The sequence below is a fragment of the Silvibacterium sp. genome (assembly GCF_047605705.1).
Taxonomy (GTDB): domain Bacteria; phylum Acidobacteriota; class Terriglobia; order Terriglobales; family Acidobacteriaceae; genus Silvibacterium.
In genome coordinates, this window is the sequence record NZ_JASGFD010000015.1 from 38,445 (window position 1) to 63,474 (window position 25,030).

General features: G+C 62.1%; 21 protein-coding genes. 9 read left to right on the forward strand and 12 right to left on the reverse strand.

The genetic code is table 11. From position 1 onward, the window contains the following. Positions 1–3: 3 nt before the first annotated feature. From QM649_RS07575 to QM649_RS07595, 5 genes are all read left to right on the forward strand, one after another. Positions 4–1,170, forward strand: a complete 1,167-nt coding sequence (locus tag QM649_RS07575; protein WP_415198420.1) for a TIGR04053 family radical SAM/SPASM domain-containing protein — start codon at positions 4–6, stop codon at positions 1,168–1,170. Positions 1,171–2,056: 886 nt separating this feature from the next. Beyond that, the gene (locus QM649_RS07580) at positions 2,057–5,395 is read left to right on the forward strand and encodes a TonB-dependent receptor domain-containing protein (RefSeq protein ID WP_415198421.1); all 3,339 of its coding nucleotides are present in this window, start codon (positions 2,057–2,059) and stop codon (positions 5,393–5,395) included. A 36-nt stretch (positions 5,396–5,431) separates the two neighbouring features. Further along, positions 5,432–7,954 carry a PKD domain-containing protein gene (locus QM649_RS07585; protein ID WP_415198422.1) on the forward strand — a complete coding sequence of 841 codons (2,523 nt, stop codon included), beginning with the start codon at positions 5,432–5,434 and terminating at the stop codon, positions 7,952–7,954. Between the two features lies 1 nt (position 7,955). Then, positions 7,956–9,284, forward strand: coding sequence for an APC family permease (locus QM649_RS07590; protein ID WP_415198423.1), 1,329 nt, complete (start codon positions 7,956–7,958; stop codon positions 9,282–9,284). A 121-nt stretch (positions 9,285–9,405) separates the two neighbouring features. Further along, the gene (locus QM649_RS07595) at positions 9,406–10,392 is read left to right on the forward strand and encodes an alpha/beta hydrolase (protein WP_415198424.1); all 987 of its coding nucleotides are present in this window, start codon (positions 9,406–9,408) and stop codon (positions 10,390–10,392) included. Between the two features lie 230 nt (positions 10,393–10,622). Here the strand turns inward: QM649_RS07595 and QM649_RS07600 are convergent, their stop codons facing one another. The 4 genes from QM649_RS07600 to QM649_RS07615 all read right to left on the reverse strand — a co-directional run bounded on the left by QM649_RS07600 (position 10,623) and on the right by QM649_RS07615 (position 13,126). Then, positions 10,623–11,249 (reverse strand): RNA polymerase sigma factor, encoded by a 627-nt coding sequence (locus tag QM649_RS07600; protein WP_415198425.1) that lies wholly within the window; start codon positions 11,247–11,249, stop codon positions 10,623–10,625. Between the two features lie 218 nt (positions 11,250–11,467). Next, entirely contained in the window at positions 11,468–12,028 is a 561-nt protein-coding gene (locus QM649_RS07605) for an AidA/PixA family protein (RefSeq protein ID WP_415198426.1), read from the reverse strand. Positions 12,029–12,142: 114 nt separating this feature from the next. After that, on the reverse strand, positions 12,143–12,664 hold the full coding sequence (locus QM649_RS07610; protein WP_415198427.1) for an inclusion body family protein: 522 nt from the start codon (positions 12,662–12,664) through the stop codon (positions 12,143–12,145). 246 nt (positions 12,665–12,910) lie between these two features. Next, positions 12,911–13,126, reverse strand: coding sequence for a hypothetical protein (locus QM649_RS07615; RefSeq protein WP_415198428.1), 216 nt, complete (start codon positions 13,124–13,126; stop codon positions 12,911–12,913). Positions 13,127–13,760: 634 nt separating this feature from the next. Here QM649_RS07615 and QM649_RS07620 point away from each other — a divergent pair. Further along, complete coding sequence (locus QM649_RS07620) at positions 13,761–14,735, forward strand: alpha/beta hydrolase (RefSeq protein ID WP_415198429.1); 975 nt, start codon at positions 13,761–13,763, stop codon at positions 14,733–14,735. A gap of 16 nt (positions 14,736–14,751) precedes the next feature. Here QM649_RS07620 and QM649_RS07625 read toward each other — a convergent pair whose 3' ends face one another. After that, the gene (locus QM649_RS07625; RefSeq protein WP_415198430.1) at positions 14,752–15,306 is read right to left on the reverse strand and encodes a DUF1569 domain-containing protein; all 555 of its coding nucleotides are present in this window, start codon (positions 15,304–15,306) and stop codon (positions 14,752–14,754) included. Positions 15,307–15,521: 215 nt separating this feature from the next. On the opposite strand from QM649_RS07625, the gene QM649_RS07630 reads away from it, so the two are divergent. Then, complete coding sequence (locus tag QM649_RS07630) at positions 15,522–16,169, forward strand: TetR/AcrR family transcriptional regulator (protein ID WP_415198431.1); 648 nt, start codon at positions 15,522–15,524, stop codon at positions 16,167–16,169. A gap of 260 nt (positions 16,170–16,429) precedes the next feature. Beyond that, positions 16,430–17,080 carry an HD domain-containing protein gene (locus QM649_RS07635; RefSeq protein WP_415198432.1) on the forward strand — a complete coding sequence of 217 codons (651 nt, stop codon included), beginning with the start codon at positions 16,430–16,432 and terminating at the stop codon, positions 17,078–17,080. A 168-nt stretch (positions 17,081–17,248) separates the two neighbouring features. On the opposite strand, the gene QM649_RS07640 is transcribed toward QM649_RS07635, so the two are convergent. From QM649_RS07640 to QM649_RS07655, 4 genes are all read right to left on the reverse strand, one after another. Then, positions 17,249–18,715 (reverse strand): catalase, encoded by a 1,467-nt coding sequence (locus QM649_RS07640; RefSeq protein ID WP_415198433.1) that lies wholly within the window; start codon positions 18,713–18,715, stop codon positions 17,249–17,251. Positions 18,716–18,744: 29 nt separating this feature from the next. Further along, positions 18,745–19,752, reverse strand: coding sequence for a helix-turn-helix domain-containing protein (locus QM649_RS07645; protein WP_415198434.1), 1,008 nt, complete (start codon positions 19,750–19,752; stop codon positions 18,745–18,747). Further along, positions 19,739–20,584 (reverse strand): helix-turn-helix domain-containing protein, encoded by an 846-nt coding sequence (locus tag QM649_RS07650; protein WP_415198435.1) that lies wholly within the window; start codon positions 20,582–20,584, stop codon positions 19,739–19,741. Before QM649_RS07650 ends, QM649_RS07645 begins: the two co-directional genes overlap by 14 nt. 143 nt (positions 20,585–20,727) lie before the next feature. Then, entirely contained in the window at positions 20,728–21,447 is a 720-nt protein-coding gene (locus QM649_RS07655; protein WP_415198436.1) for a hypothetical protein, read from the reverse strand. A 315-nt stretch (positions 21,448–21,762) separates the two neighbouring features. Here QM649_RS07655 and QM649_RS07660 point away from each other — a divergent pair, with 315 nt between their 5' ends. Next, positions 21,763–22,590 carry an alpha/beta fold hydrolase gene (locus QM649_RS07660; protein ID WP_415198437.1) on the forward strand — a complete coding sequence of 276 codons (828 nt, stop codon included), beginning with the start codon at positions 21,763–21,765 and terminating at the stop codon, positions 22,588–22,590. A 14-nt stretch (positions 22,591–22,604) separates the two neighbouring features. Here the strand turns inward: QM649_RS07660 and QM649_RS07665 are convergent, their stop codons facing one another. From QM649_RS07665 to QM649_RS07675, 3 genes are all read right to left on the reverse strand, one after another. Then, positions 22,605–23,195: a TetR/AcrR family transcriptional regulator gene (locus QM649_RS07665; RefSeq protein WP_415198438.1), complete on the reverse strand. Its 591-nt coding sequence runs from the start codon at positions 23,193–23,195 to the stop codon at positions 22,605–22,607. A 106-nt stretch (positions 23,196–23,301) separates the two neighbouring features. Beyond that, positions 23,302–24,042, reverse strand: coding sequence for an SDR family oxidoreductase (locus QM649_RS07670; RefSeq protein WP_415198439.1), 741 nt, complete (start codon positions 24,040–24,042; stop codon positions 23,302–23,304). A gap of 129 nt (positions 24,043–24,171) precedes the next feature. After that, entirely contained in the window at positions 24,172–24,795 is a 624-nt protein-coding gene (locus tag QM649_RS07675; RefSeq protein WP_415198440.1) for a response regulator, read from the reverse strand. Between the last annotated feature and the right edge of the window lie 235 nt (positions 24,796–25,030).

Here is a 25,030-nt window from a genome sequence, read left to right on the forward strand (position 1 = left end):
GTCATGACGCCTGTCGATATTCGCACGCTTGCCTCTCCCGGTATGAAATGCCGGGAGGGCCGCGCACACCCACACAGCCAGCGGCTGCACGACTACTCGCGCAGCCCCATGCTGGTGTACTGGGAGACGACGCAGGCCTGCTCGCTGGCCTGCCGCCACTGCCGCGCCGAGGCTGTCTCCTGTCCGCATCCGGATCAGCTCTCGCACGAGGAGAGCCTGGCGATGCTGCGCCAGGTGGCGGAGTTCGGTGCGCCGGCGCCGCACCTCATCCTCACCGGCGGCGATCCGCTCGAGCGCGAGGATATCTACGAGCTGATCGATGAGGCCCGGCAACTGGGCCTCACCGTATCCATCACGCCAGCCGCTACGCCCAAGCTCACCATCGAGGTGATGCGGAAGCTCAAGGCGCATGGCATCGACAGCCTGGGGCTGAGCCTCGACGGCTCGACGGCCGAGCGCCACGAGGGGATACGCGGCATTCGCGGCAGCTATCAGTGGGCCGTGGAGGCCATCCGCAACGCCGCGGCGCTCGGCTTTCCCATCCAGGTGAACACGCTCGTCTGCGCGGAGACAGTCGACGACCTTCCGCAGATCTACACGCTGCTGAGCCAGTTCGCCATCACGCGCTGGAGCCTCTTTTACCTGATCGCCGTCGGCCGTGGCAGGGAGCTGCAGCCGGTGTCGCCTGTGCTCGGCGAGCAGCTCATGCGCTGGACCTACGAGCTCTCGCGGCAGGCGCCCTTCGCCATCAAGACGACCGAAGCGCCCTCCTACCGGCGCGTGGCTCTTTCGGCCATGCAGGAGGAAGGGCGCAGCGGGCAGGAGATCGGCCGCACCTCGGTCTATCGCGGCTTCGGCATCCGGGACGGGCACGGCATCATGTTCGTCTCCAATCGCGGCGACGTGTACCCGGCGGGCTTTCTGCCGCTCGCCGCAGGCAACGTGCGCGAGCATCGCCTGGCCAATCTCTATCGTGACTCGCCGCTCTTCCGCCTGCTGCATAATTCGTCGCAGTTCCACGGCAAGTGCGGACGCTGCGAGTTCCGCCAGCTCTGCGGCGGCTCCCGTGCCCGCGCCTTCGCCTACACGGGCGACCCGGCCGGCAGCGATCCCTTCTGCCCATACCTCCCGCGCGAATCGGGCAGGAGCACGGCAGACGCAAGAGCTTGACATGCGCCAGCGGCGCACAGTGTGCCGCGGACCGGGGAGGCTCCGCGGACAACCCGAACTGTCGCCGCAGGCGCGCCCCACCCCAGGCCGTATCGACAGATGTATTGATTGGCTCTTGTCGCTCAAAGCTGTCCTTCCGACCGAAGCGAACGCAGTGAGCTGAGTGGAGGAACCTGCGGTTCTTCGCTCACGCAGGCAGAAACGCAGGTCCCTCCACTCCGCTGCGCTCCGGTCGGGATGACAGATCTTCTCTGAAAGAGACAAAAGAAGATGGGTGCCCCACGTCTCGACTTTGAGGTGTAGGAAGCACGAACCCCTCTGTGGTGAATGGCTTGTCCACTCAAGCCAATATCGGGCTGGAATGGGACACCATCGGTAGTCTGCGAACCCACCTCTCAGAAGCGAGAGGTGGGCCCCCGCGTTCTCGCTCTCTCTCTATCTGCTGGAAACGACAGCCTGCACATCGTAACCAAACGCAACAGCGCGGGGAGCGATCCGGCTGTGCGGGCGAAGGCCGCCGCCATCCTCTGCGCCGAAATGCGTCTTCCCGGCGGATGACGCGGACGGGAGCGCTCGCCCGGGCAGCGCACGGCTCGCAATAACGAAAAGTTATCCAGTTTGGATTTCCTGCACTTTACGCTTGACAGGCTGCGGCAGACGAACCTAGAAAGTAGCATTACGAATTCAAACGAAATCAATTTGATTGAAAACGTAATCAGCTGGTAACTGGCCCCGCCCGCTTCCCCGCAGGAAGCGTCGCGCGGCGAGAGTGCGCACTGCGACCGAGGAGGTATCTATGATCGACCGCTGTAGAATCGCCTGCTGTACGATCGTCCGCCGTCTCGCCTGCCTTCCCCTGCACGTCCGGACAAGGAATCATCGGACGATGCGCCGCCAGGCCGGCTTTCACACCTTCCTTCGCGCTGCTCTCCGTGCCATCCCCCACACCTTTCTGCATGCCTCGTGTCGAGGCGCGGCGTTCGCTGCGCTTGCCGCATCGCTGGCTGTGCCGGCGATGGCGCAGTACACCACGGCGAAGCTGAGCGGCATCGTCACCGACAACTCCGGCGCGGCGGTGCCGGGGGCTGCGGTCTCGGTGGAGCAGATCGGCACCGGCTACAAGCAGGCGATCCGGACCGGGAGCACCGGCGAATATCTCTTCCCCAGCCTGCCGGTGGGCGTGTATCGGCTGACGGTCGAGATGGCCAACTTCACCACCTACGTGCAGAACGGCATCGTGCTGAGCGTGGGACAGTCGCCCACCCAGAACGTGGCGCTGCAGGTGGGCTCGGTGAACCAGCAGGTGACGGTGACGGCGAATGCCTCGCTGGTAACGACGGACGATCCGGCCATCGCGCAGGTGATCGACAGCCGGAGCATGCAGAGCCTGCCGATGAACGGGCGCGAAGCGCAGCAGCTGGTCTTCCTGATTCCCGGCGCGGTGGATGTGACCTCGCAGAACTGCGGCTCCGATTGCGAGGGCGGCGTGCTGCCCGGCGAGCAGTATGCGAAGGTGAACGGCGGCGGCTCGAACGGCGTCTACTACCTGCTGGACGGCGTGGATTACAACGACACGTACATCAACACGAACCTGCCCTTCCCCAGTCCCGACGCGCTGCAGGAGTTCAACGTGCAGACGGGCAACATGAGCGCGGCCTACGGCAACGCGACCGGCGGCGTCGCAAACGTGATCAGCAAATCCGGAACGGATGAGATTCACGGCGACGTCTTCGAGTACCTGCGCAATTATGCGATGGATGCGAAGAACTACTTCGCGACCTCGCCGGACCCGCTGAAGCAGAATCAGTTCGGCGGCACCATCGGCGGACCAGTGCTGAAGGGCAAGCTGTTTTACTTCGGCTCCTACCAGGGCACGCGGCAGAACACCGCCACCAACGGAGAGATTGCGCAGGTGCCCACGGCTGCCGAGCGCAATGGCGACTTCACGGATATGCTGCCGACGGTGCTGAGCAATCCGGACACTTCATCGCCCTATCAGTTCAACAACAACGTGATCAATCCTGCGGCCTTCGATCCCACGGCGCAGTATCTGCTGAAGGAGATTCCGCTGCCCAACGATCCTGCGGGCGGCGCGCACCAGCTGCTCTACAACGCGGCGCCCTCGATTCAGAACACGGACGAGTACCTGGCGAAGCTCGACTACAACGTGGGCAAGCACCACATCAGCGGACGCTACTTCCAGCTGCGCTACAACGTGCCGATCATCCTGCCCCCTGCGAGCAACATCCTGGAAGGCACGCCGGAGACGCCGCAGAAGCTGGGCCTGAAGAACGTCAGCGTGGTCGATATCTACACCATCTCGTCGCACACGCTGCTCAACAGCTATGTGGGCTGGACGAGCCAGACCGGGCTCACCGAATCGTCCGCGCCTTTCACCATCGCGCAGGCGGGCTCGCTCATTGCGCAGCCGACCAACTATGCGCCGACGCTGAACGTGGAGGTCTCCGGCAACTTCATCATTGGCGATCAGCCTGCGACAGGCGACTGGAATCGCGGGGACTTTTCCGACCGCGAGATTCTGAACCTGGTGAAAGGCACGCATGAGATTCAGCTGGGCGGCGAGTACAAGCGCATCCGCGCGCCCATGGGCAACACCTATCAGGCCGATGGCGAGTACGGCTTCGACAACGGACTGAGCGGCAGCAATCTCTCCGACTTCATGCTCGGCGATGTATCGAGCTTCACGCAGGGCGGCGGCCTGTATCTCGACTTCACCGGCCATCTCTGGAGCCTCTTCGTGCAGGACAACTGGCATGCGACGCGCCGGCTTACGATCTCGGCCGGACTGCGCTGGGACCCGTTCTTTCCCTACACCGACAGCGAGGGCCGCGTGGCGTGCTTCGTGCCCGGCGCGCAGTCGACGCGCTTTCCCAACGCGCCGGCCGGCCTGATCTTCGGCGGCAGCGACCACGATGCGGGCTGCCCCGCTTCGTCGATCTACAACAACCTCGGCAACCTCGGTCCGCGCTTCGGCTTCGCGTATCAGCTTACGCAGGACGGCAAGACGAGTGTGCGCGGCGGCGCGGGCTACTACTACCAGGCGCCGAACACGGTGGCGTTCGAAGATGTGGTGGGCGTGCCGCCCTTCGCGCCGATCGTCAACATCACCGATACGAACTTCACCGATCCTTACGGTGCTTCGGGCGTCGCGAATCCCTTCCCCGGGCAATTCGGCCCGAGCAATCCTGGCGCGAATGCGACCTTCCCGCAGAACATCTCGTTCACGCAGATCTTCGATCGCCACTTCCGGCTGCCGCAGATTCTCTCCTACAACCTCACGCTGGAGCGCGACCTGGGCAAGGGCCTGCTGATGCGCGCGCAGTACGTCGGCAACAAGGGATCGCACCTGGGCGGGACGGGCGATCAGGAGGCCGGACTGCTGCAGGTCTATATCCCCGGTGAGTCGACGGAAGACAACATCCAGCAGCGCCGCATCTATCCGCAGTTCGGCTTTGTCGACTCGATAAACTCCGGCGTGAACAGTACCTACAACGCGGGCCAGATCCAGCTGGAGGAGCGGCTGAGCCATGGCCTCTCGCTCGAGACCAACTTCACCTGGTCACGCGCGCTGAACGACTTCGGTCCCGCCGGTGAGCCGGGCGGCCTTGCGACGAACACCTGCTCCTGCGGCCGCTATTTCGATTACGGTCCGGACACCGGCGACGACAACAAGGTCTTCCGTCTCTCGGGCGACTACACCTTTCCGCATGCGCATGTGAAGGGCATCGCGGACCAGGTGGTGAACGGATGGAACCTCAGCACGGTCACGAGCTGGCAGTCGGGCTTCCCCTTCACCCTCTTCTCGGAGGATGACAACTCGTTCTCGGCGATCGGCGCCGACCGCCCGGACCTCACCGTGCCGAGCATCAAGAACGCAGTGCTGAGCAATGGCCGTTCGCATGCGGCGCTGGTGAACGAATGGTTCGACACCTCGGCCTTTACGCAGAATGCGGTCGGTACGTACGGCGATGTGGGAAAGAACTCACTGCGCGGGCCGCGGCTCTTCAATACCGATCTTGCGCTGCTGAAGACGGGTGACGTTACCGAGCGGGTGAACTATGAGTTTCGTGCGGAATTCTATAACGTGTTCAACAACGTAAATTTCGGCAATCCGGATGCGGGTCTGCAGGACAGCAACTTCGGACAGATCTCCTCTGCCGGCGACCCGCGTATCCTCCAGATGGCTCTGAAGATCAAGTTTTAGCGAACGCCAAACACAATTCGAACAAAACGGGTGATCATGAAGAACTTTCTCGCTTGCAGGACTTGCTTTCCCTTCGCGCTTCGCCGCTTTCCGCTTCGCCGGGTCACCGCCAGCGCCATTGCTCTTTCCGGCGCCGTTGCGTTCGCTGCCGCTTCGCCTACTTCGGAGCAGGCACTTCGTGTGAAGGTGGATCCCGCAACCGGTGTCTATGCGATCGGCGCGGCCGACTCTGCGTCCTACGCGCTGACGGCAGGCGTGGGTGTGGAGGTGAATGGCCAGTGGCTGCGCGCCGCCGACTACCCGCACTGTGCCGTCTCGCATGCGGAGACGCAGGGGGAGCTGGGGAAGGCCGCCGAGTGGACCGTGGTGTATTCCGGAAAGACTGATGCGCCGGAGCTGGTCTATCATCTGCGCGCCTACGCAGGACAGCCCTTCGGCGAGATCCAGGTCTCGGTGCGCAACACGACGAAGGCTGCGATTCATGTCGAAGGCCTGCGTTCAGTCGATGCGTCGGCGGGAGCGGTTGTCGATCTCGGCGGCGCGGCAGCGGACGATCGCGTGCTCTCCGACAGCTGGAGCGAGGACAGGCCGGGCATGACGATCCACGACCTTGCCGACGCGAAGGCCGGGATGCATCGCGCCGTCGGCAGCCAGCTGATCTACAACCAGAGCAGCCACCAGAGTCTCTTCCTCGGCGCGCTGAGCTCGGATCGTTTTCTCACCGTGCTTCGTCTGAAGCTCGCCGCTTCCTCCGGCAAGGACGAACGCCTCGCTTCGTACGAGGTAGACTCCACCGGAACGACAGAGCTGCAGCTCGAGAATGCGCTTGAACACTCGCCCAGCGAGGATCGCGTGACGCTGAGCCTTCCGGTCGAGCCGGGTGCGGAGCTCTCGTCGGAGCGCGTGCTCTTCAGCGTGTCCACGGACTACCATCGCCAGCTGACCACGTACGGCTCGCTGATCCGCACGCTGCATCATGCGCGAGTATCGGCGCCGCCCTTGATGGGCTGGTGGAGCTGGACCGCGTACTACTTCGGCCTCAACGATGGCGCGGCCGCGACGAATGCGCAGTGGGAGGCGCAACATCTCAAATCGCTCGGCTACAACGTATTTCATATCGATGAGGGCTACCAGTACGCGCGCGGCGAATACAGCACGCCGAACGCCACGCTTTTCCCCGATGGGCTGATCCCCGTATATCGCAACGTGCAGAGCCTCGGACTCACGCCCGGCATCTGGACTGCGCCCTTCGAGGTCTCGGAGCGTGCGTGGGTCTATCAGAATCATCCCGAGTGGCTGGTGAAGAACGCAGCAGGCAAGCCGATTCACGCGGGCTTTGTGGACACGGACAAGAACCAGGACCAGCTCTACATGCTCGACACGACGAACCCCGAGGCGCAGGCGTACCTGCGAAAGACCTACTCCACGCTGACGAAGGTCTGGGGCGTTCGCTACATCAAGCTCGACTTCATGGACGACAGCACGATCGAGGGCTACCACTACAAGCCCGGCACCACCGCGCTCGAGGCGCAGCGCATCGGCCTGAAGGTGATCCGCGATGCGGTCGGTGAAGATGTGTATCTCGATAAGGACGGCAGCCCCATGCTGAACCCCGTGGGGCTGGTCGACTATGGCCGCATCTCGCAGGACACCGGCCACTCTTTCGATGCGAGCAAGGAAGCGGTGACCGGCATTGCGGCGCGCTACTACATGAATCGCAATTTCTTCGTCGCCGATCCCGACGCCTTTGCCGTGTCGGAGCAGACCATCCCCGACCAGGTGTGGCATGAGAGCTCTGATCCCGCATCGCTGGATGTTGCCAGGGTCGCGATCTCGCTGGCCGCCGTCTCCGGAGGGATGTTCGAGATCGGTGACAACCTGCCGTCGCTGAGCAATGACCCCGAGCGGCTGGCGCTCATCGAGAATCCCGACCTAATGAACATGGTAAAGATCGGCAAGGCGTCGATTCCGCTCGACCTCATGACCTTCCCGGCTGAGCAGGGACGGCCCGGCGTCTTCTATCTCAAAGAAGACAGCCGGCAGAGCATTCTCACGGTCTTCAACTGGTCGGATGCGGCGCAGGATCGCACCGTCGATCTCGCCACGGCGGGGCTGCCTGCAGGCCGCGCATACACGCTCACGGACGTGCTCGATGCGAAGAGGCAGCCGGCGCTGCAGGGGGAAAGCCTGGCTCTGCATCTGGCTCCTCATTCGGTTGCAGTGATCCGCATCGTGGATACACAGGCACCCGCGCCGCAGTTGAAAATTGCAGTCGAGCATCCCGGCGAAGCCAGGACCGGCGATTCGATTGCGTTCTCTGCCAAAGGCAGTGAGGACGAGCCGGTGCTCTCCTGGCGCTGGGACTTCGGCGATGGCGTGACGCTGGAAGCTGCACATGTGCAGCATGCCTACACGGAGCCGGGCGAGTATGCCGTCCATCTCACGGCGACGGGCCTCAATGGCGCCACGGCGGAGGAGCACTTTAAGGTGCGCGTCTCCGGCCACATGCGCACCACCTTCGATCCGAAGTCCTTCCAGCGCTACACGCCTGCGAACTGAAATGACGGTAGCGAACCCGCAAACCGGAACCCCGTCGCTGAGGCGGCAGCTGAAGCTGCATCACCTCATCCTCTATGGGATCGTCATCATTCAGCCGACCGCGCCGATGGGTATCTACGGCGTGGTCAGCAATGCTGCGCGCGGCCATGTCGTCACCACCATCCTCATCTCGATGGTCGCGATGCTCTTCACGGCGGTGAGCTATGGCCGCATGGCGCGCATCTATCCCAGCGCGGGCTCGGCGTATACGTATGTCGGCAAGGGCATCCATCCGCTCGCGGGCTACCTGGTGGGGTGGGCCATGCTGATGGACTACATCCTCAATCCGATCATCTGTGTGATCTGGTGCAGCTCCGCGGCGCAGAACTTTCTGCCCCATGTGCCGTATGCGGCGTGGGCCATCTCCTTCGCGCTTGTTTTTACGGCGCTGAACCTGCGCGGGGTGCAGACCTCGGGCCGCGTGAATGCGCTGCTGGCCATCGGCATGAGCATCGTGGTGGCGATCTTCCTCGCCTACGCGGTGCGCTACATCGCTCTGGTCGCGCGGCCCATCGGCGGGCAGTGGCTGGTGCCGTTCTATGATCCCTCCACCTTCTCTGCCGCGCGCATCTTTCACGGCACATCGATTGCGGTGCTCACCTACATCGGCTTCGACGGCATCTCCACCATGTCGGAGGAGGTCGAGAACCCGCAGCGGAATATTCTGCTTGCCACCGTCTTCACCTGCCTGGTCATCGGCCTGCTCTCCGCCGTCGAGGTCTACGTTGCGCAGCTGGCATGGCCATATCGTGCGCCATTTCCCGGCAGCCTCGTCGATACAGCCTACGTGCAGGTCGCAATGCGTATCGGCGGCAAGTGGCTCTTCAATCTGTTGAACGCAACGCTGCTGATTGCGAACCTCGGTTCGGGCATCGCGGCGCAGTTCGGCGCGGCGCGCCTGCTCTACGGCATGGGCAGCGAAGATGCGCTGCCTCGCCGCTTCTTCGGCGCGGTGAGCGCGAAGTCCGGCGTGCCGAGCAGGAATGTCCTGCTGCTTGGAGCCATCACACTGCTGGGTGCCTTTGTGCTGACCTATGAAAAAGGTGCGGAGCTTCTGAACTTCGGGGCCTTCATCGCCTTTATCGGCGTCGACGCGGCAGCGTTCTTCTACCTGCGCTCGAAGCAGAAGGAGCGGATGGCCAGCGTCGCCTCGCTCTGTGGGCTCATTGCCTGCGTGATCATCTGGATCAACCTCAGCGGCGCGGCGAAGCTGCTGGGCTGCCTGTGGCTCGCGGTCGGCTTCGCTCTCTATCTGCTGCGCAGGAAGCGTACGCTGAGCGCGGCAACATAATTCTCACCTGCGCACACTCCCGACTATCCTTCTGAGACAAGGGAAACTTCTCCCGCGTGGTCGTGTCCAAGGATAAGTCCGCGGAAAAGATGTGCCGCGACTGGATGGAGAGTGTATTTCTATGATTCGCCGCTGTGCGCCCCTGCTTGCATTTCTGCTTCTCGCAGTTCAACCCCTCGTCCATGCGCAGAGGCACTCTCACGAGCACACACCGCGCGTGGAAGAGAACCCGTGCTTCAATCCGGCCGATCCCACCGAGGTGCCTCTGTGGAGAACACGCGCTCCGGGCGCGGTCGGTGACGATCCCTGCCGCGACGTGCCCTATCTCCAGATCTTCCGCGCCGGTGCTCCTTCGCGCGAACCGCGCCCGGTGATGCTGATCATCCCCGGCGGTGGCTATGACAATCTCACCGACCATAAAGAGCAGGCGCCGGTCGCCGAGTACTTCGCCTCGACGCTGCACATCACCACCGCGGTGCTGCGTTACCGTCTCGTGCAGGAGAATGGCCTCTATCGGTATCCCATCCCCATGTGGGATGGGCAGCGGGCCATCCGTCTGCTGCGCGCGCAGGCCGCGCAGTTCGGCATCGATCCGAATCACATCGCGGTCTTCGGCTTTTCCGCCGGCGGACACCTCGCCAGCACGCTCGCGCTTCATCCGCGGGAATCGTTTGGCGCGAGTGTCACCGATGAGATCGACCGGGCGCCTGCGGATGTGAACCTGCTCGGGCTGGGCTATCCCGTTATCTCGATGAACCCCGCCGCGGTGCCGCCCTCCGGCTCGTACAAGCATCTGCTCTTCGGTTTCGAAGGGCGCGAGCTGATGGACCTGCAGCATCGTCTCTCGGGAGAAGAGAACGTGACGCCGGCGCTGCCGCCCGTGTTTCTGTTCGAGAGCATGGACGATCGCAGGATCAGCCCGCAGAACTCGGTGCTGTTTGCCGACGCCCTGCGGCGTGCGCGCGTGCCCGCGGAGGTTCATCTCTTCCAGCACGGCGAGCATGGCTCGGGCCTGTCCATCGGAGTCCCCGAAGAAGATGCGTGGCCCGGCATGTTCCTCGCATGGATCACCGCGCAGTGGCCGCAGCTGGGACGGCCTCGTTCCTAGAGCGTGCCGCGGAGTTCGTAACAGCTTTCGGAAGGATCCACATATCGCCCCGCAAAAATGTCATTTCTACCGAAGCAGGACAGTTTTATCGTCCTGCGAAGTGGAGAAACCTGCGATTCTGCGCGTGCAGGCAAAACTGCAGGTTCCTCCACTCCGCTCCGCTGCGGTCGGAATGACGGGCTGGCGGGTAAGCCGTTTGCTTTGCTTTCCTCATGCCCGGTGGATAGAGCCTAAGCCTCGAGCGATTGCGATGGAATCATGGCTGGTTGTGGTGAGAGCATCATGACCAGCCGCTTTCTCGCGCGGCAGGAGCGCGATTTCGCCGCGGCCAGGCTGAGTGCCCGCTTGCGCGCGACCTCGGCCATCGACATGTCTTCATAGAGATGGTCGAACACCACGTCCTGGAGCCGTATGGGAAGCCTCGCGATTGCGAGCTCCAGCCTTCGCCTGCCATCCATCGCCAGGCATTGCTCCTCCGGATTCGGCGATGCATCGGAGAGGGCGAGAAAGGCGCTCGCCTCCGACTCCGACAAGGCATCGAGCGACGACGATGGCCTGCAGCGGGCGTAGCGAAGACGGGCAAGGCTGGCATTGAAGGCGATTCGCGTGAGCCATGTCGAAAATGCCGCCTTGCCCTCGAAGGCGTGGATGTTCCGAAGGCCCTTCAACGCAACTTCCTGCACGATGTCCTCGGCATCCTCCGCGTTCCTGAGGACGGAGTATGCGGTCCGGCGTATCAGGCCGGAGTGCCGCATCATCAGCTCTCCGAATGCGTCTCCATCTCCGGCTTGCGCGCTTTTCACTAAGGTGTCGACGCTCATGTGTTGCAGTGCCGCGTAGCTTCCCCGAGAGTACATGGCTGTCTCCTTGGCCGTGCGTGATCGATGGCATACATCCGGGCTCCGGCGCGCGCGGGAATGATGGGCGCCGGAAGAGATTGCGACCGGTAAAGCATCAAGGTATACGGGGAGACGTGCAGGAATCTTTGCCGAAAGCTGCGCCGTTTGGAAGAACGTCCTTCGATGACGGCTCTTCCTGAAGAAATTATTCGCTGCCGCGGGCGTACCTGCCGGAGCTAGCTACTCTCCTGCGAGTTCCAGTCGAAATAGCCATTCAAGACAGGCTGCCCTGTCTCTTCGTCGCGGGTATAGAGAGCGAAGCGAACGTTGTATCCTTCCGCCTGCACCGTAAGTGCGCCGACCTCGCAGGCGAAGACCTCTTCCACGAGCTTGATGGGCAGCGGCTCGGTAGGCGAGTCCGGCACCACGGCGAGCTTTGTATGCTTCTGGCAGTGGAACGCGTCCGATAACTGCTCTCCTTTCCTCCGGATGGGAGACATGCCATAGATCAGGACCGCGTCTTCGAAATTGTGGGAGCCCGACTTGGCAAATGCATGCACGGTGCCGTTGACAGTGGGGGAGATGCCCGGTTCTTCGGCCTGCTGCGCCGCAGCGCTTGCGGTTCTGTTGGCGAGCAGGAATGCATCGTTGTAGCGGATGGCCGTCGGGTTTTGCGGATCCTGGCTGGGGATGGGATGCTGCGCCCGGACACTGTCCGTGTCGACCACGACCAGCAGCCATACGGCGCGTTGCCCGGGCTTGTTCTGCGAATCCGGACGTTCTCTCTTTTCGTTCATGGCCGCTCCTTTTGCGCTCTCGTCGCAATCGCAGAGGGGATCCTGCGGCGGACGGCTGACTGAGCAGCCGCCCACCACAGGAAGCAGTATGGACCTGTTTCCTTTCGGGGAGTGTTAGCCCTGCACTTTGATTTCCGGATCCCAGGAGAAGTAGCCGTAGAGTACGGGCTGTCCCGTCAATGGATCGCGTGTATAGAGGCCGAACCGCACCTCATAGCCCTCGGTGCCCTTCGAAATGACACTGGCCTGGTAGAACCAGAACACCTCGTCGGCGATCTTGGCCGGCAATGGCTGCGACGTGGAGTTCGGCAGCACTGTCGACTTTGTAAAGTTCTGGTAGAGGAAGTCGCTGAAGACCTGGTCGCCCTTGAACTTCGGCAGTCCATAGAGCAGAACCGAGTCCTCGAAGTTGTCAGATCCGGAAGTCGCGAAAGCGCGCACGGTGTCGCCGACCAGAGCCGAAATGCTGAGATCCCCTGTCCCCTGCCCGGAGTTCACAATGGTTCCGGTGGCGACCATGAATCCCTTGTCGTGGGCCATGCCGGTCGGGCTGTCGGGGTTCTTGCTGGGGCTGGGATACTGCGCTTTTACGCTGTCCGTGTCGATGGTGATCAGGATGTTGATGGTCTTGCTCATGGCGATATCTTCCTCTCAAGCGGTTTGGAGCTGTTTCCCTCGGTGAATCCACATACGTGAGAGCGCTCAGTTGGGGGTTGGCTGCAAGAAGCAATCTCGCAGCCGACTGTTGCGAGAAGCCTCCAGTGTCGGGTGTGCCGCGGAGTGTTTTTCTGTTTTTAAGCGCAGCCCTGGTTATGCGCCGCTGTAACTTCCAGTGGTGCCAAGATACTCAAGTTATGAGCAGACAGCCTTGCCCTTACCTGCTCATGTCGCGGCGAGCATGACCTTTTCGCCCTGGTAATGGTGCGCTGGGAATTTATCCGCAGCGTTCAGGTCGAAGTGATTCGTTATGTCATGCATGCCGGAGTATGAGTAAGTTTCTGGCGCAGCTTTCCTGCGCAATGCCGGGCGACGCGCGCCGGCATACGGACCTTTCACAGTAGGGATATCGTTCTGGGAAAGCGAAGGCAGATAAATCATGCTGCCGCCATGGGTCAGCACGATCGCCCATGACTTTGCAGTAGTTCAGTGAAGCGCATGCAGGGTAACAACACTTGTTTATATCTTGCAAGTTATTTCTTGCATTATCGCGGGCTATCTCGAGGATGGATATAGATAGGGAGCAAGTGTGTTTCTGTGTATGTGTAGGCGCGGCCTGTCTTTGTCCGCGCGAGAAAAGAAATCGGGAAATATGTACGTGCCGTGAATATGCGTCTCTTTGCGACGGAGGTGCACCCGGTTCTCTAGCGTGTACGGCTTCTCGGAGCGCAATAGCCGTAGGTGGTGGGGATAAGATTCATATCCGGGTTGATAAGTGGAAAATGCTGTGGATATCATCGTAGGGTTACTTCGGGCCATGAGTCTTTAGATAGGTAAAGGTGGTCGATCAAGGCGTGCGGCCGTTAGGAAAGGCGTCTGCGAGAGAGACTGGATTCTCATTCGCGAGCTCGTGGCATGCGCGGCAAAAAGGACATCCTTTCGCAAAGAAGCGTCCGAGACGCTCCCTGATACTCAGAGTTGCGTCCATCCGCGTATTTCCGGCGTGAAGCTGGGTTCATCCATGTCTTCAGAGGATCGGAATCGGCACGTTCTTTCTGTTTTCCTGCGAGGCAATATGAAATCGGTACGCATTCTGGCCACTCTTCTGGCCTGCAGCTTTCCCCTCTGCGCCACGGCCGATCCGGCACAGCATGCGGACACGGAGACCACCCCGCCCGCACAGGCGACGGTGCCGTCGAGCCGCACTTACACATACGTATCTGCGTTCAATCACGAGCGCTATGGCGTCGATATCTTCATTCCGCGGGGTACGCCGCCGCCCGGTGGATATCCGGCGCTCTATCTGCTCGACGGGAATGTATTGTTCGCCACCTTTGCCGATGCGATGCACAACAAGTCGAATGCGGGCGAAGTCGAGCCGGCGGTGATTGTCGGCATCCGCAGCACCGACACTCCGGATGGCGGCGACCGCACCTACGACTTCACGTATTCCGATATGTCGCCGCGCGAGAAGTCCATCGTGGTCGATCTCGGTGACAATCCCCGCTTCGGCGGATACAACGACTTCTTCCGCGCGATCGAAGAAGAGATACGGCCCGCGGTAGGCCGGATTGTGCCGCTCGATCCGAATCGCGCGGTACTCCTGGGCTGGTCGCTGGGAGGGCTATTTGTAACACACACTATGTTTGTGCATCCCGAAGCCTTTCACGGCTATGTCGCGCTGAGCCCGGCGCTGTGGCGGAATGAGCGGGCCGTCTTCTCCGAGATCCCGCAGTTCGAGCAGAGTGTCACATCCAGCGGCCGCAGGCTGAGCCTGTTCCTGGGCGTGGGATCGCTTGAAGAGCAGATTTCACCCGGTATGCGGAAATGGAAGATCGACCAGACGAAGCTCGCAGCGGAGATGGAGCACGGCCGCATGGTGGGCAACGCGCGCGACATGGCAAAGGAGCTCGGTCCGTTCTTCCAGCAGAAGCAGCTGCGGTTCACCTTCCGGCTGTTCGATGGCGAGACGCACAACAGCGCGCCCTGGAGCGCGGTGAATCCTGTGCTCGACTTCGAGTTTCCGCTCAATGCCGATAGCGAGAGGTAGCGGCGTTCCTCTGCCGCTATACGCCGAACTGCCGAAGATGGTAGTCGATGTGAATCTGGAGTAGCTTTCCCCACTCGCGCAGCGACATCCTGCCGAAGGTGCAGTGTGGTCCCCAGTCTTTCGCCGATCTCTTCTTCCAGGCTGTCTCGAGGATCAGGATGAGCTTCGCCTGCTCGTCGAAGAAGTCGAAGTGCTGGTCGTGCGGGATCTTAAAGCCCGTAGGCAGCCGCAGCCCCTGTGGCTGCTCCGGAAACCAGTCCACGAGAATCCAGCGAAAGACGGTGCGCGAGGTGAGATAGCTCTCGTCGGGAAGCGTGTAGAAGCCGTGCGCGTGCCCGCACGCCAGGTTGAGATGATGCAGGCCCTGGTCCACGGTCATGGTTCCCCAGTGCCCCCTGGATTGCGGGGTGAGCGCGGCGATGCGGGAGCGATATTCCGCCAGCCTGCTCTCGGTGAAGAAGTCCATGCCGTCCACCTGCCACACGCGGAAAGAGCGCGGGAGATAGCGGATCATGGCAAACCCGGTCTGCCAGAAGTCGGCTGTGAGCGAGGCCGTCAGCAGGTTCGTCATGCGTACTCCGTTCTTCTTCCGGTAGCGGGCTTCCGGACCTGGGCTCGCCGCGATAGCGGGACTCTGCTGCAACCAGTCTCGGAGGTTGCGGGATGGCGATCTTGCCTGATCCTTGCAGATTTTGGTTTCCCTGCAGATTTTGGTCCGCTGGAAAAGGATCGGCGGCAAGCGATACGCTATGGCTGAGAGCCGCAGGCAGGCTGCGGAAAGGAAACATGAGGCGATCGAGAGCAGAAAAGGCAGTCACGCACTCCAAAATTCTTTCTGTCGCGGCAAAGCGGTTTCGTGAGCGCGGGCTGCAGGGAATCGGCGTTGCCGATGTGATGAAAGACGCGGGCACGAGCGTCGGCAATTTCTATAAGCACTTCGATTCGCGCGACGATCTCGTGATGGAGGCGCTTGCCGAATCCTTCAAGGACCTGGACACGCTCGAGGAAACCGTCGAGAGCCTGTCGGCGTACATGGCGGAGTTCATGTCGGATCGCCATCGGGACGCGCCCGCGACGGGATGCCCGATTACCGCGTTCGCCGGGGAGATGGCGCAGGCCAGCGACGGCGTTCGAGCCGTGTACACGCAGCGCGTCAAGCGGACGCTCGGCTACTATGCCGACCACCTGAAGGGCGGCGATGCAGGCGCGCGCCATGCGCGTGCGATCCTGATGCTCAGCGCCGGGATCGGCGCGCTTTCCCTGTCGCGCGCCGTCAACGACAAGGCGCTCTCGCGAGAGATTCTCACCGTGCTGCGCAAGGAGCTCACCGGCCTGGCAGAGCGGCCATTGCCCGCGAAGCGCACTGCAGTGGTGAAGCGCATTGCGACGGCGAAGCAGGCAGGCGCGAAGAAGGCTCGCGCGAAGTCCCGGTAAGCTGTCTCTTCTCTTTTTGTTCCCGCCGCGCAGAGCTTCGCAAGCGCATGTCCCTTTTCACGAAGAGCGACGGTTTCCGCCAAGCGATAGGCCGCGGCGTGCCGGTACATTCTGCACAAGGCGCGCTTCGGGGCGCACGGATGGGTGCTGCGCGAGTTGGAACGCGTTGCCGGAACAGGATGTCCGAAATTGCTGGATTCCTGTCGTGGCGCTGCCCGGAATCCCTGCGTAGCCTGAGATTCAGAGGGGAGATTCAGACAATGGTCACGCAAAGTTCGATACTGCAATCGGTGGAAGTTCCGGACAGCAAGCTGGTCAAGGGCATCACGGAGTTCGTCCGGGATAATGAGACGGAGCTGCTCTTCAATCACTCCAGCCGCGTGTACTACTTCGCGGCGCTGGCCGGAATCAAGCGCGGCCTTCACTTCGATCGCGAGCTGCTCTACGCCGGCGCCATGTTTCACGACCTCGGCCTGATGCCGAAGTTCAGCAGCCAGACGGAGCGCTTCGAGGTCGACGGCGCGAATGCGGCGAGGGACTTCCTCAAGCAGCATGGCGTCGATTCGCTGGACATCACGCAGGTGTGGACTGCCATTGCGCTGCACACCACGCCGGGAGTGCCGCAGCACATGCATCCGGTAATCGCGCTGGTGACCGCCGGCGTCGAGATGGACGTGCTGGGCCTGACCTATGCCGAGTATCCGGATGAGGAGCGCGAGGCCGTGGTGGAGCGCTTCCCGAGATCGGCGCGCTTCAAGGAAGACATTCTGCAGGCCTTCTACGACGGCATCCACTTCAAGCCGGAGACGACCTTCGGCAACGTGAAGGCGGACGTTCTCGCGGACAAGGATCCCAGCTTCAAGCCGGGCAACTTCTGCTCCGTGATCCGCAACTCCGCCTGGCGCGCATAACGGGCGAGCCCGTTGCAGCGAGGGCGCGCCGGTCGGATATCGGCGCGCCCCTGGCTGTTTCCAGTCTTGAAAAAGAATCGGGACCACGAAGAAGGGGATTGAGAGCGCCGGAGGCTTCCGGCTGTTCTCAATCCCCTTTGTGCTGCTTCCCGGCGCTGCGGCGGAACGCTATACGTGCTCGGTCGTCGGTGAGGCTGCTCCTTCGAGCGACTCCATCGCCTGGCGCACGCCTGCGCCGTACTCCGGATGCGCCCTGGTGCAGTTTTCGATGTGGCGCTCCTGCACCTCGCGCCTTGCGCCGTAGAAGGCGCGGGCGGTGTTGGCAAAGAGGCGTTCCCGCTCGCCGGCGCTCAGCATCAGGAACAGGGCGCGAGGCTGGGAGTAGTAATCGTCGTCATCCTCGCGGAAGTTCCAGTGGTCGCCGTTGCCGCCGATCGCAAGCGGAGGCTCGCGGAAGGCAGGCTGCTCGATCCATTCGCCCTTGCTGTTCGGCTCATAGCTGGGAGCCCCGCCGGAGTTGCCGTCGACGCGCGTCTTGCCGTCGCGATGATAGCTGTGGAAGGGGCACTTGGGAGCATTCACCGGGATCTGGCTGTAGTTCACGCCGAGCCGGTACCGCTGCGTGTCTCCGTAGGAGAAGAGGCGGCCCTGCAGCATCTTGTCGGGCGAGAAGCCGATGCCCGGCACCACATTGGCAGGAGAAAAGGCAGCCTGCTCGATGTCGGCGAAGAAATTTTCAGGATTGCGGTTCAGCTCCATCACGCCGACTTCGATGAGCGGATAGTCCGCGTGCGGCCACACCTTGGTGAGATCGAAGGGGTGAATGTGGTAGGTGTCCGCATCCTTCTCCGGCATGATCTGGACGTAGAGCGTCCACTTCGGGAAGTCGCCCTTCTCGATGCTCTCGAAGAGGTCGCGCTGGTGGCTCTCACGATCATGGCCGATGAGCTCGGTGGCTTCCTGATCGGTTAAGTTTTCGATGCCCTGCTGTGTCTTGAAGGTGAACTTGACCCAGAAGCGCTCATTCTGCGCGTTGATGAAGCTGAAGGTGTGGCTGCCGAAGCCATGCATGTGGCGGAAGGATTTCGGAATGCCTCGGTCGCTCATCACGATGGTGACCTGGTGCAGCGCTTCGGGAAGCAGGCTCCAGAAATCCCAGTTGTTGTCGGCCGAGCGCAGGCCGGTACGCGGGTCGCGCTTGATGGCGTGGTTGAGGTCGGGGAACTTCAGCGGGTCGCGCAGAAAGAAGACCGGCGTGTTGTTTCCGACCAGATCCCAGTTGCCTTCCTCGGTGTAGAACTTCAGTGCGAAGCCGCGGATATCGCGCTCGGCATCGGCCGCGCCGCGCTCGCCGGCCACGGTCGAGAAGCGCACGACCATTGGCGTCTGCTTGCCGATTTCGGAGAAGATCCTGGCGCGCGTGTACTGCGTAATGTCATGTGTAACCGTGAAAGTGCCAAATGCTCCGGCTCCCTTGGCGTGCATGCGGCGTTCGGGGATGACTTCGCGGTCGAAGTGGGCCATCTTTTCCAGAAACCAGATGTCCTGCAGGAGCGCCGGTCCACGTGGGCCTGCGGTCTGAATATTCTGATTGTCGACTACCGGCGCACCAAACGCTGTGGTGAGTTTGTTCATCTCGATGTCCTCCTGATAGAGCTCTGGGCCTACCGTATCGCCTGGGCCTGGAGGCGATCTTTGCGTTTCTGCTCATCCTTCATGGAAAGTGCCATGGCTGCCTGCGCGGGCTGGTGTCTGCGCCGGAAGCGCCCGGGCGGAATGCCGGTGATCTTCGCAAAGCTCTCGGTGAAAGTGGCCTGGTCGGCATAGCCGAGATGGAGCGCGATCGCGCCGAGCGGGGTTTCGCTCTCCATCAGCAGCTGCTTTGCACGCTGGATGCGCAGGTCGAGCTGGAACTTGTAGAAGGGCATGCCGAAACTCTGTTGAAAGGCGCGCGCAAACTGGCGGCTTGAGAGACTGCACTCCGCGGAGAGCGTCTCGATGGAGATCTTCACGCCCTGCGCGGTGTGGAGAGCCCGTTCCACGAGGCTGCGGTTGCGCGGAGAAAGTCCTCCCACGGAGCGCTGCGGCGCGCGGCCCTCGATGCCATAGCGGTTGAGGAGATGGAAGTAGAGGGAGAGAGCGAAATAGCCGGCGAAGCCCTGGCTCCAGTCGGCCTGATCCACGAGCAGGGGATAGATGGATCGCGAGAGCAGGTGCAGATAGGCATCGACGACAGGGTCAGGGATCTCGAATGCGTCGATCGATGCAGGCAGGCGAGGAGGCGCATGATGAGAGGCGAAGCTGCGGAACGAGGCTCGGGGCAGGATGTAGAGCAACACGCCGCCTTCCGCGGGGGAGGCCGCTTCGACGAGCGCGTGCTCGTTGGCAGAGAGAACTTCTCCGGCGTGGCTGAGCGGCTTCGCTTCGCCGTTCTTCGCCGTCGTGATCCAAGCGGCAGCGGATGTGGACGCGGCCGTCTGGACCAGCACGGAGGCGCAGCCTGCGGGGATCGTGAACCTCTCGCCTGCCTGCAGCCGGCGCACGGTCATCGCCGGACTGCGGTGCGCCGCGTCGCGATTCTGTGCGTTCGCGAGCGCTGATGAGTCGTGCCCCTGCAGCGGTGAGGCAAGGGCGAAGGATGTCTGCCCGGAGTTTGCTTTACGCCGTGGCATGGCTCAACGCGTAGGGTGTCTGTCCGGCAAAGACAGCGCTGTTCAGGCGGATGGAGCGCTCGCGCCTCGCCTGCTTTCTCCATGTGGCGGGAGGGAGACCCGCGATGGTCGTGAATCTCCGCGTGAAGCAGGACTGATCGGCAAAGCCGCATTCCAGTGCAATCTGCGAGATGGGTTCCTCTGTGCCGACAAGGCGTGTCTGCGCTCTCTTCACGCGTTCGCGCACCAGGTACTTGTGAAGAGGCATGCCGTAGGTCGCCTTGAAGAAGCGTGAGAAGTGGCAGGTGGAAAGGCCACAGCGGGCGGCGACGGATGCAACGGTGATATCGGTATTCGATGGCTGGTGGAAGACCTGCGAGAGCGCCGAGAGCTGCCAATCCTGAAAGCGCAGGGTAGCGCCCTTCTTCTCCTCGGAGATTCGGTGGGAGAGCAGGCAGGAGAGCCGCTCACACAGCATGGCCACGGTGCAGCGAACGATCTCCTCGCTGAGCGGCGTTGTGACCTCTTCGAGCAGGCCCACGGCAAGCTGTGCCGCGGTCTCATCGGTGACCACTCTCCGCACGGGGTGAGCGGGGACGGCATTGGGCAGCTCGACGAAGTGCGCGTGGAGATGCAGGCAGACGGCGGAGAGCTCTGCGGCGGGTGCGGTGTCCGCGAACAGCTGCAGCGACACCCTATTCGCGCGCTCTGCCGGGATGTCCGCGTTCGATGCCGGCAGGATGAAGAGCTCGCGCCGTTCGAGGTTGCGCGAAAGAAGAAAGGCCTCCGCGCGTGGATGTTCCGTGAGAGGACGATGGAGCTGCCCGCCATAAGCGGCGCCTGTGCGATTCATAGGACGGTCCCCGCTGACTCGGCTGTAGGAATGAAATGCCTGGGATAAGCCGATTGTCTACGGAACCGCTGCCGCTGCGAAAGCCCCAATGGGGCAGAACTCATCTCCCTCATTCGAGGGGGCCATGGGTGGATTCACGTGCGTCAGTTCGTGAGAAACGACCCGACGTATGCGATGCGCCCGAGGGGTGGGCGATCGAGCTTTCGTCCTTCGGGATCGCAGGCAAAGACCTCATTCGAGGTCGGCATCCAGATGCCGTCGATCTGCTCGTAGGATGTGACGTACTCGGCGAGATTCAAGCCTCCGATCATCTCAATGCCGTTGCGTGTGCGCCTTAGCCGGCCATCGGGTCCGTAGTAGGCGAAGTGCAGGCTTGCGGGCGCGCCGAAGTCCGCGGGGAACAGGATGCGCAGCACGCGCCAGGTCTCGCCGTCTTCTTCCCACGGTTCCACCTCCTCGCTGATGAAGCCCGGCAGGGTGTAGAGGAATGGCGCGGTGACAGAATGGCGGATGGCAGAGCCGATGAAATAGGCGGTGCGGAGCAGGTCCCAGTCCATGGGCGAGTTTTCGCGCAGCATGGTCTCGCGTGGATGGGCCAGCGATTCGAGATAGGCTCCATGTTCGTCGGTGTGCGAGATGAGATCGGGCCGGATGAGGATGTGTCCCTGGCCTGCGGGAAGCAGCACGACGGTGCGCTGGGTGCGAAGCGAGAGCAGCAGGCGCGAGCGTGGCACGATGCCGGACCAGTTCCGCTGTCTACAAAGCTCGCCATCGGCAAAGACGTCGGTCACCAGGTCTGTGAACTGATTCCATTGAGCGAGTCCGCCGTGCGCTTCCACCACCAGGTTCAACAGATTGCTCAATGGGCCCCCATGCCATGCGTACGCTGCCGGGCCGGTGGCCACACTCCTGAGAGAAGACCGGCATGCATCGCCTCAACCTACAGCCGGACGCGGGAAAAATCTTTTCTCGAAACGGTGGTTTTTTGGAAAAACAGACAGACCCTGGACCGTTCGCGAGGGCATCGCGGTCGCGCTGGAAGGAAAGGCTCAAGTCGCGGCAGGGGAGCCAAAAAGCGCGGAGGCGGGCAAAGCAGAATCGCGCCGGAAGAGAAAGGATCGACAGGGACGACAGCAGGAATGAAGCGGTCGGCCCTATCTCAACTGGCGAGGACTCTGATGCCTGCAATTCGCGTTTCAGACGGTGTGGATCTGTTTTACAAGGACTGGGGCTCGGGGCAGCCGATCGTATTCAGCCATGGCTGGCCTCTCACCGCGGATGCGTGGGATGCGCAGCTGCTCTTCTTCGCAGACCGCGGGTACCGGGTGATTGCGCACGATCGCAGAAGCCATGGACGCTCCACCCAGGTTGCGGTGAACAACACGATGGACGCCTTTGCCGACGACCTGGCGGCGCTGATCGAATCGCTCGACCTGAAGGACATCGTGCTGATCGGGCACTCCACCGGGGGCGGCGAGGTCGCGCGCTATGTCGGCCGTCACGGCACGTCGCGGCTGGCCAAGGTGGTTCTCATCGGGGCCGTTCCGCCGGTCATGCTGGTCTCTGAAAAGAATCCGGGCGGGCTTCCGCTCGCGGTCTTCGATGGAATCCGCGAGGGCGTGCGCAACGACCGCTCCCAGTACTACAAAGACCTCTCGCTGCCGTTCTTCGGCTACAACCGCGAGGGCGCGAAGATCTCGGAAGGTGTGCGCGAGCACTTCTGGCTGCAGGGGCTGCTCGGCGGCATCAAGGGCCAGTACGATTGCATCGCGCAGTTCTCGGAGACGGACTTCACCGAGGACCTGAAGAAGATCAATGTTCCGACGCTTCTGCTTCACGGCAGCGACGACCAGATTGTGCCGTTGGCCGACTCAAGCCTGATCAGCGAGAAGCTGCTTCCGAAGCCGACGCTGAAGGTGCATCAGGGCCTCTCGCACGGGCTCGCGATCACGCATGCCGACCTGGTGAACCAGGATCTGCTCGCCTTTATCGAGGGCGCTCAATAAAAGCGGGAGCGAGATCAGGCCGGCTGCACGGCGAGCGTGTCGAGGTACATTCCGATGTGCTTCTCCGCGTTCTTCAGGTAGCCGGCCTTCTTGTCGAAGCGGTCGAGCAGCATGGCGCCCTCGAGCTGCGAGATGAGCACGGAGGCTACCTCCTGCGGGTCTGCGTCCGAACGTATCTCATGGCTGGCCTGCCCGTTCCTGACGATGTTTTCGACGAAGAGGCGCCATCCTTTCAGGGCTTCGCGCGCTTCCTTCTTCAGGCCGGGATTGCCGTCGTCGCTGTCGATGATGGTGTTCCCCAGCGGGCAGCCGCCGGGAAACGATGGGCGGATCACGGCGTTGTGGACGTGGAGCCTGAGCTTTTCGAGTGCGCCGGGGAGTTCGTCGACGCCAGCGATGCGCGCGGCGCAGGTCTGCTGCCAGGCGTGGTCGAAGGCGGCGATCGCGAGCGCTTCCTTGTTCGGGAAGTGGCCGTAGAGGCTGCCTTTTTCCAGCCCAACGGCGGCCACGATGTCCTGCATGGAGCAGCCTTCGTAGCCCTTTCGATTGAAAAGGGGCGCGGCTCTCTCGATGATCCTCCTGCGGGTTTCGCTTCCTTTGCTCATGACAGACTCTAGTTTCCCATGCGCGCCTGGAATGCTTCTTCGATCCGGCTTCTGTGACCGCCGGGAGAAGATGGCTCTTCTCCCGGCGGTGAGGCGGCGTGCGCTCTTACCAGGGGAGTTCCTGGCCGGCGTGGATGAATTTGCCGTTCGGGCTGTCGGCCCCGGCCAGCGCCAGATCCACGCTCGTCTTCGCGCCGTCGGCGACATCCAGCTGCGCGTGCTGGGTGCCGAGTTCGGTCCTGACCCATCCGGGGTGCGCGGAGTTCACCTTGACGCTGGTGTCCTTCAACTCCGCCGCCAGATGAACGGTGAACTGGTTCAGGGCTGTCTTCGAGGCGTTATAGGCAAATGCCTTCATCGGCGCGATGGGGCTGGCCGGGCTGGCCTGCAGGGTGAGCGAGCCAAGAATGCTCGAGAGGTTCACGATGCGGCCGGCGTCGCTCTTCCTGAGCAGCGGCAGGAATTCCCGCGTGAGCGCGATGACGGAGAAAAGGTTGGTGCCGAATACCGTCTGGAGCTCTTCCTCGGAGGTTTCGATGGTGCGCGGATTCAGGATGCCGCCTTCTCCGCCGATGCCTGCGTTGTTCACCAGAATATCCAGCACGCCGAAGCGTGCTTCCACTTCCCGCGCGGCGGCCTTGCGGTCCGCGTCCCGGGTGATGTCCAGCGCGAGCGGGTATACGGCGATCCCTTCGGCGATCAGCTTCTGCGCCGCCTGCTGCGCGGCCTCATAGGTTCTTGCCGCGAGAATGACGGTGACATCCTTCTGTCCAAGCTGACGAGCGGTTTCGAATCCAATTCCACGGTTTGCTCCGGTGACGAGTGCGACTTTCTTTTTGCCAGGCATCTCTCTGCCCTCCTGATCATTCGATAGATGAGTCTCTTTCACGATTCATAAAAAACGACCAGTCGGAAGTTTTTTATTCGAAGCAAGCGGCGATGCAGGGTAGTCTTCTTCCGGCTCAGAAGCCAATTTCTAGAGGTCGATGAAACCGCGCTGCACGGCGATGGCGACGGCGTGGGTGCGGTCCTGCGCGCCGAGTTTCGCGAGGATGGTCTTGATGTGGTCCTTGACGGTGTATTCCGAGATGAAGAGGAAGGCGCTGATCTGCTTGTTCGAGTGGCCCTTGGCCACCTGGTTGAGCACCTCGATTTCACGCGGCGTCATCTGTCCCTCGATGGCGTTCTTTGCGACGAGCTGGGCGATGTCGTCGGGGATGCGCCTCTTTCCGTTGTGTACATCGCGGATGGTGGAGATGAGTTCATCGCGGAGCATGTGCTTGAGCAGGTAGCCGACGGCGCCTGCACGCAGCGCGCGCAGGGCGTGGACGTCGCCCGCGGAGGAGGTGAGGACGATCATCTTGGCCACGGGGCAATCGGCGCGGATGGTGGTGATGAGGTCCAGGCCATTCATCTTCGGCATGCGCAGATCGATCAGCGACACTTCGGGCCGGTGCCGGCGAAAGAGCTCGAGCGCCTCGAGGCCGTCCTCCGCGGCTGCCACTACCTCCATGTCGGGCTCGGCGTTGATTTCGACACTGATCCCCGAGCGCATGAGGGGATGATCGTCAACGATGAGAATCCGTATTTTGCGATCCATACTTCGCTCCGTCTTGTTTCAGGCAGAGGCCGCGTGCGCGGCGAAAGAGGGCAGGGACGTGGCCCGGTGCCATCCGGTTTGTTCTGCAAAAAGCAGTGAGTTTCGTCTTAAATGTATATAGAGTACGAGCATACTTCCATAAACAGCCGGTGTGGATTGTTTACCCGAAATTATCCGGAAGTCCAGCACCTGTTTGCGTCCGACAACACTGCCGCCGAAGATGCTCCGATCGCTT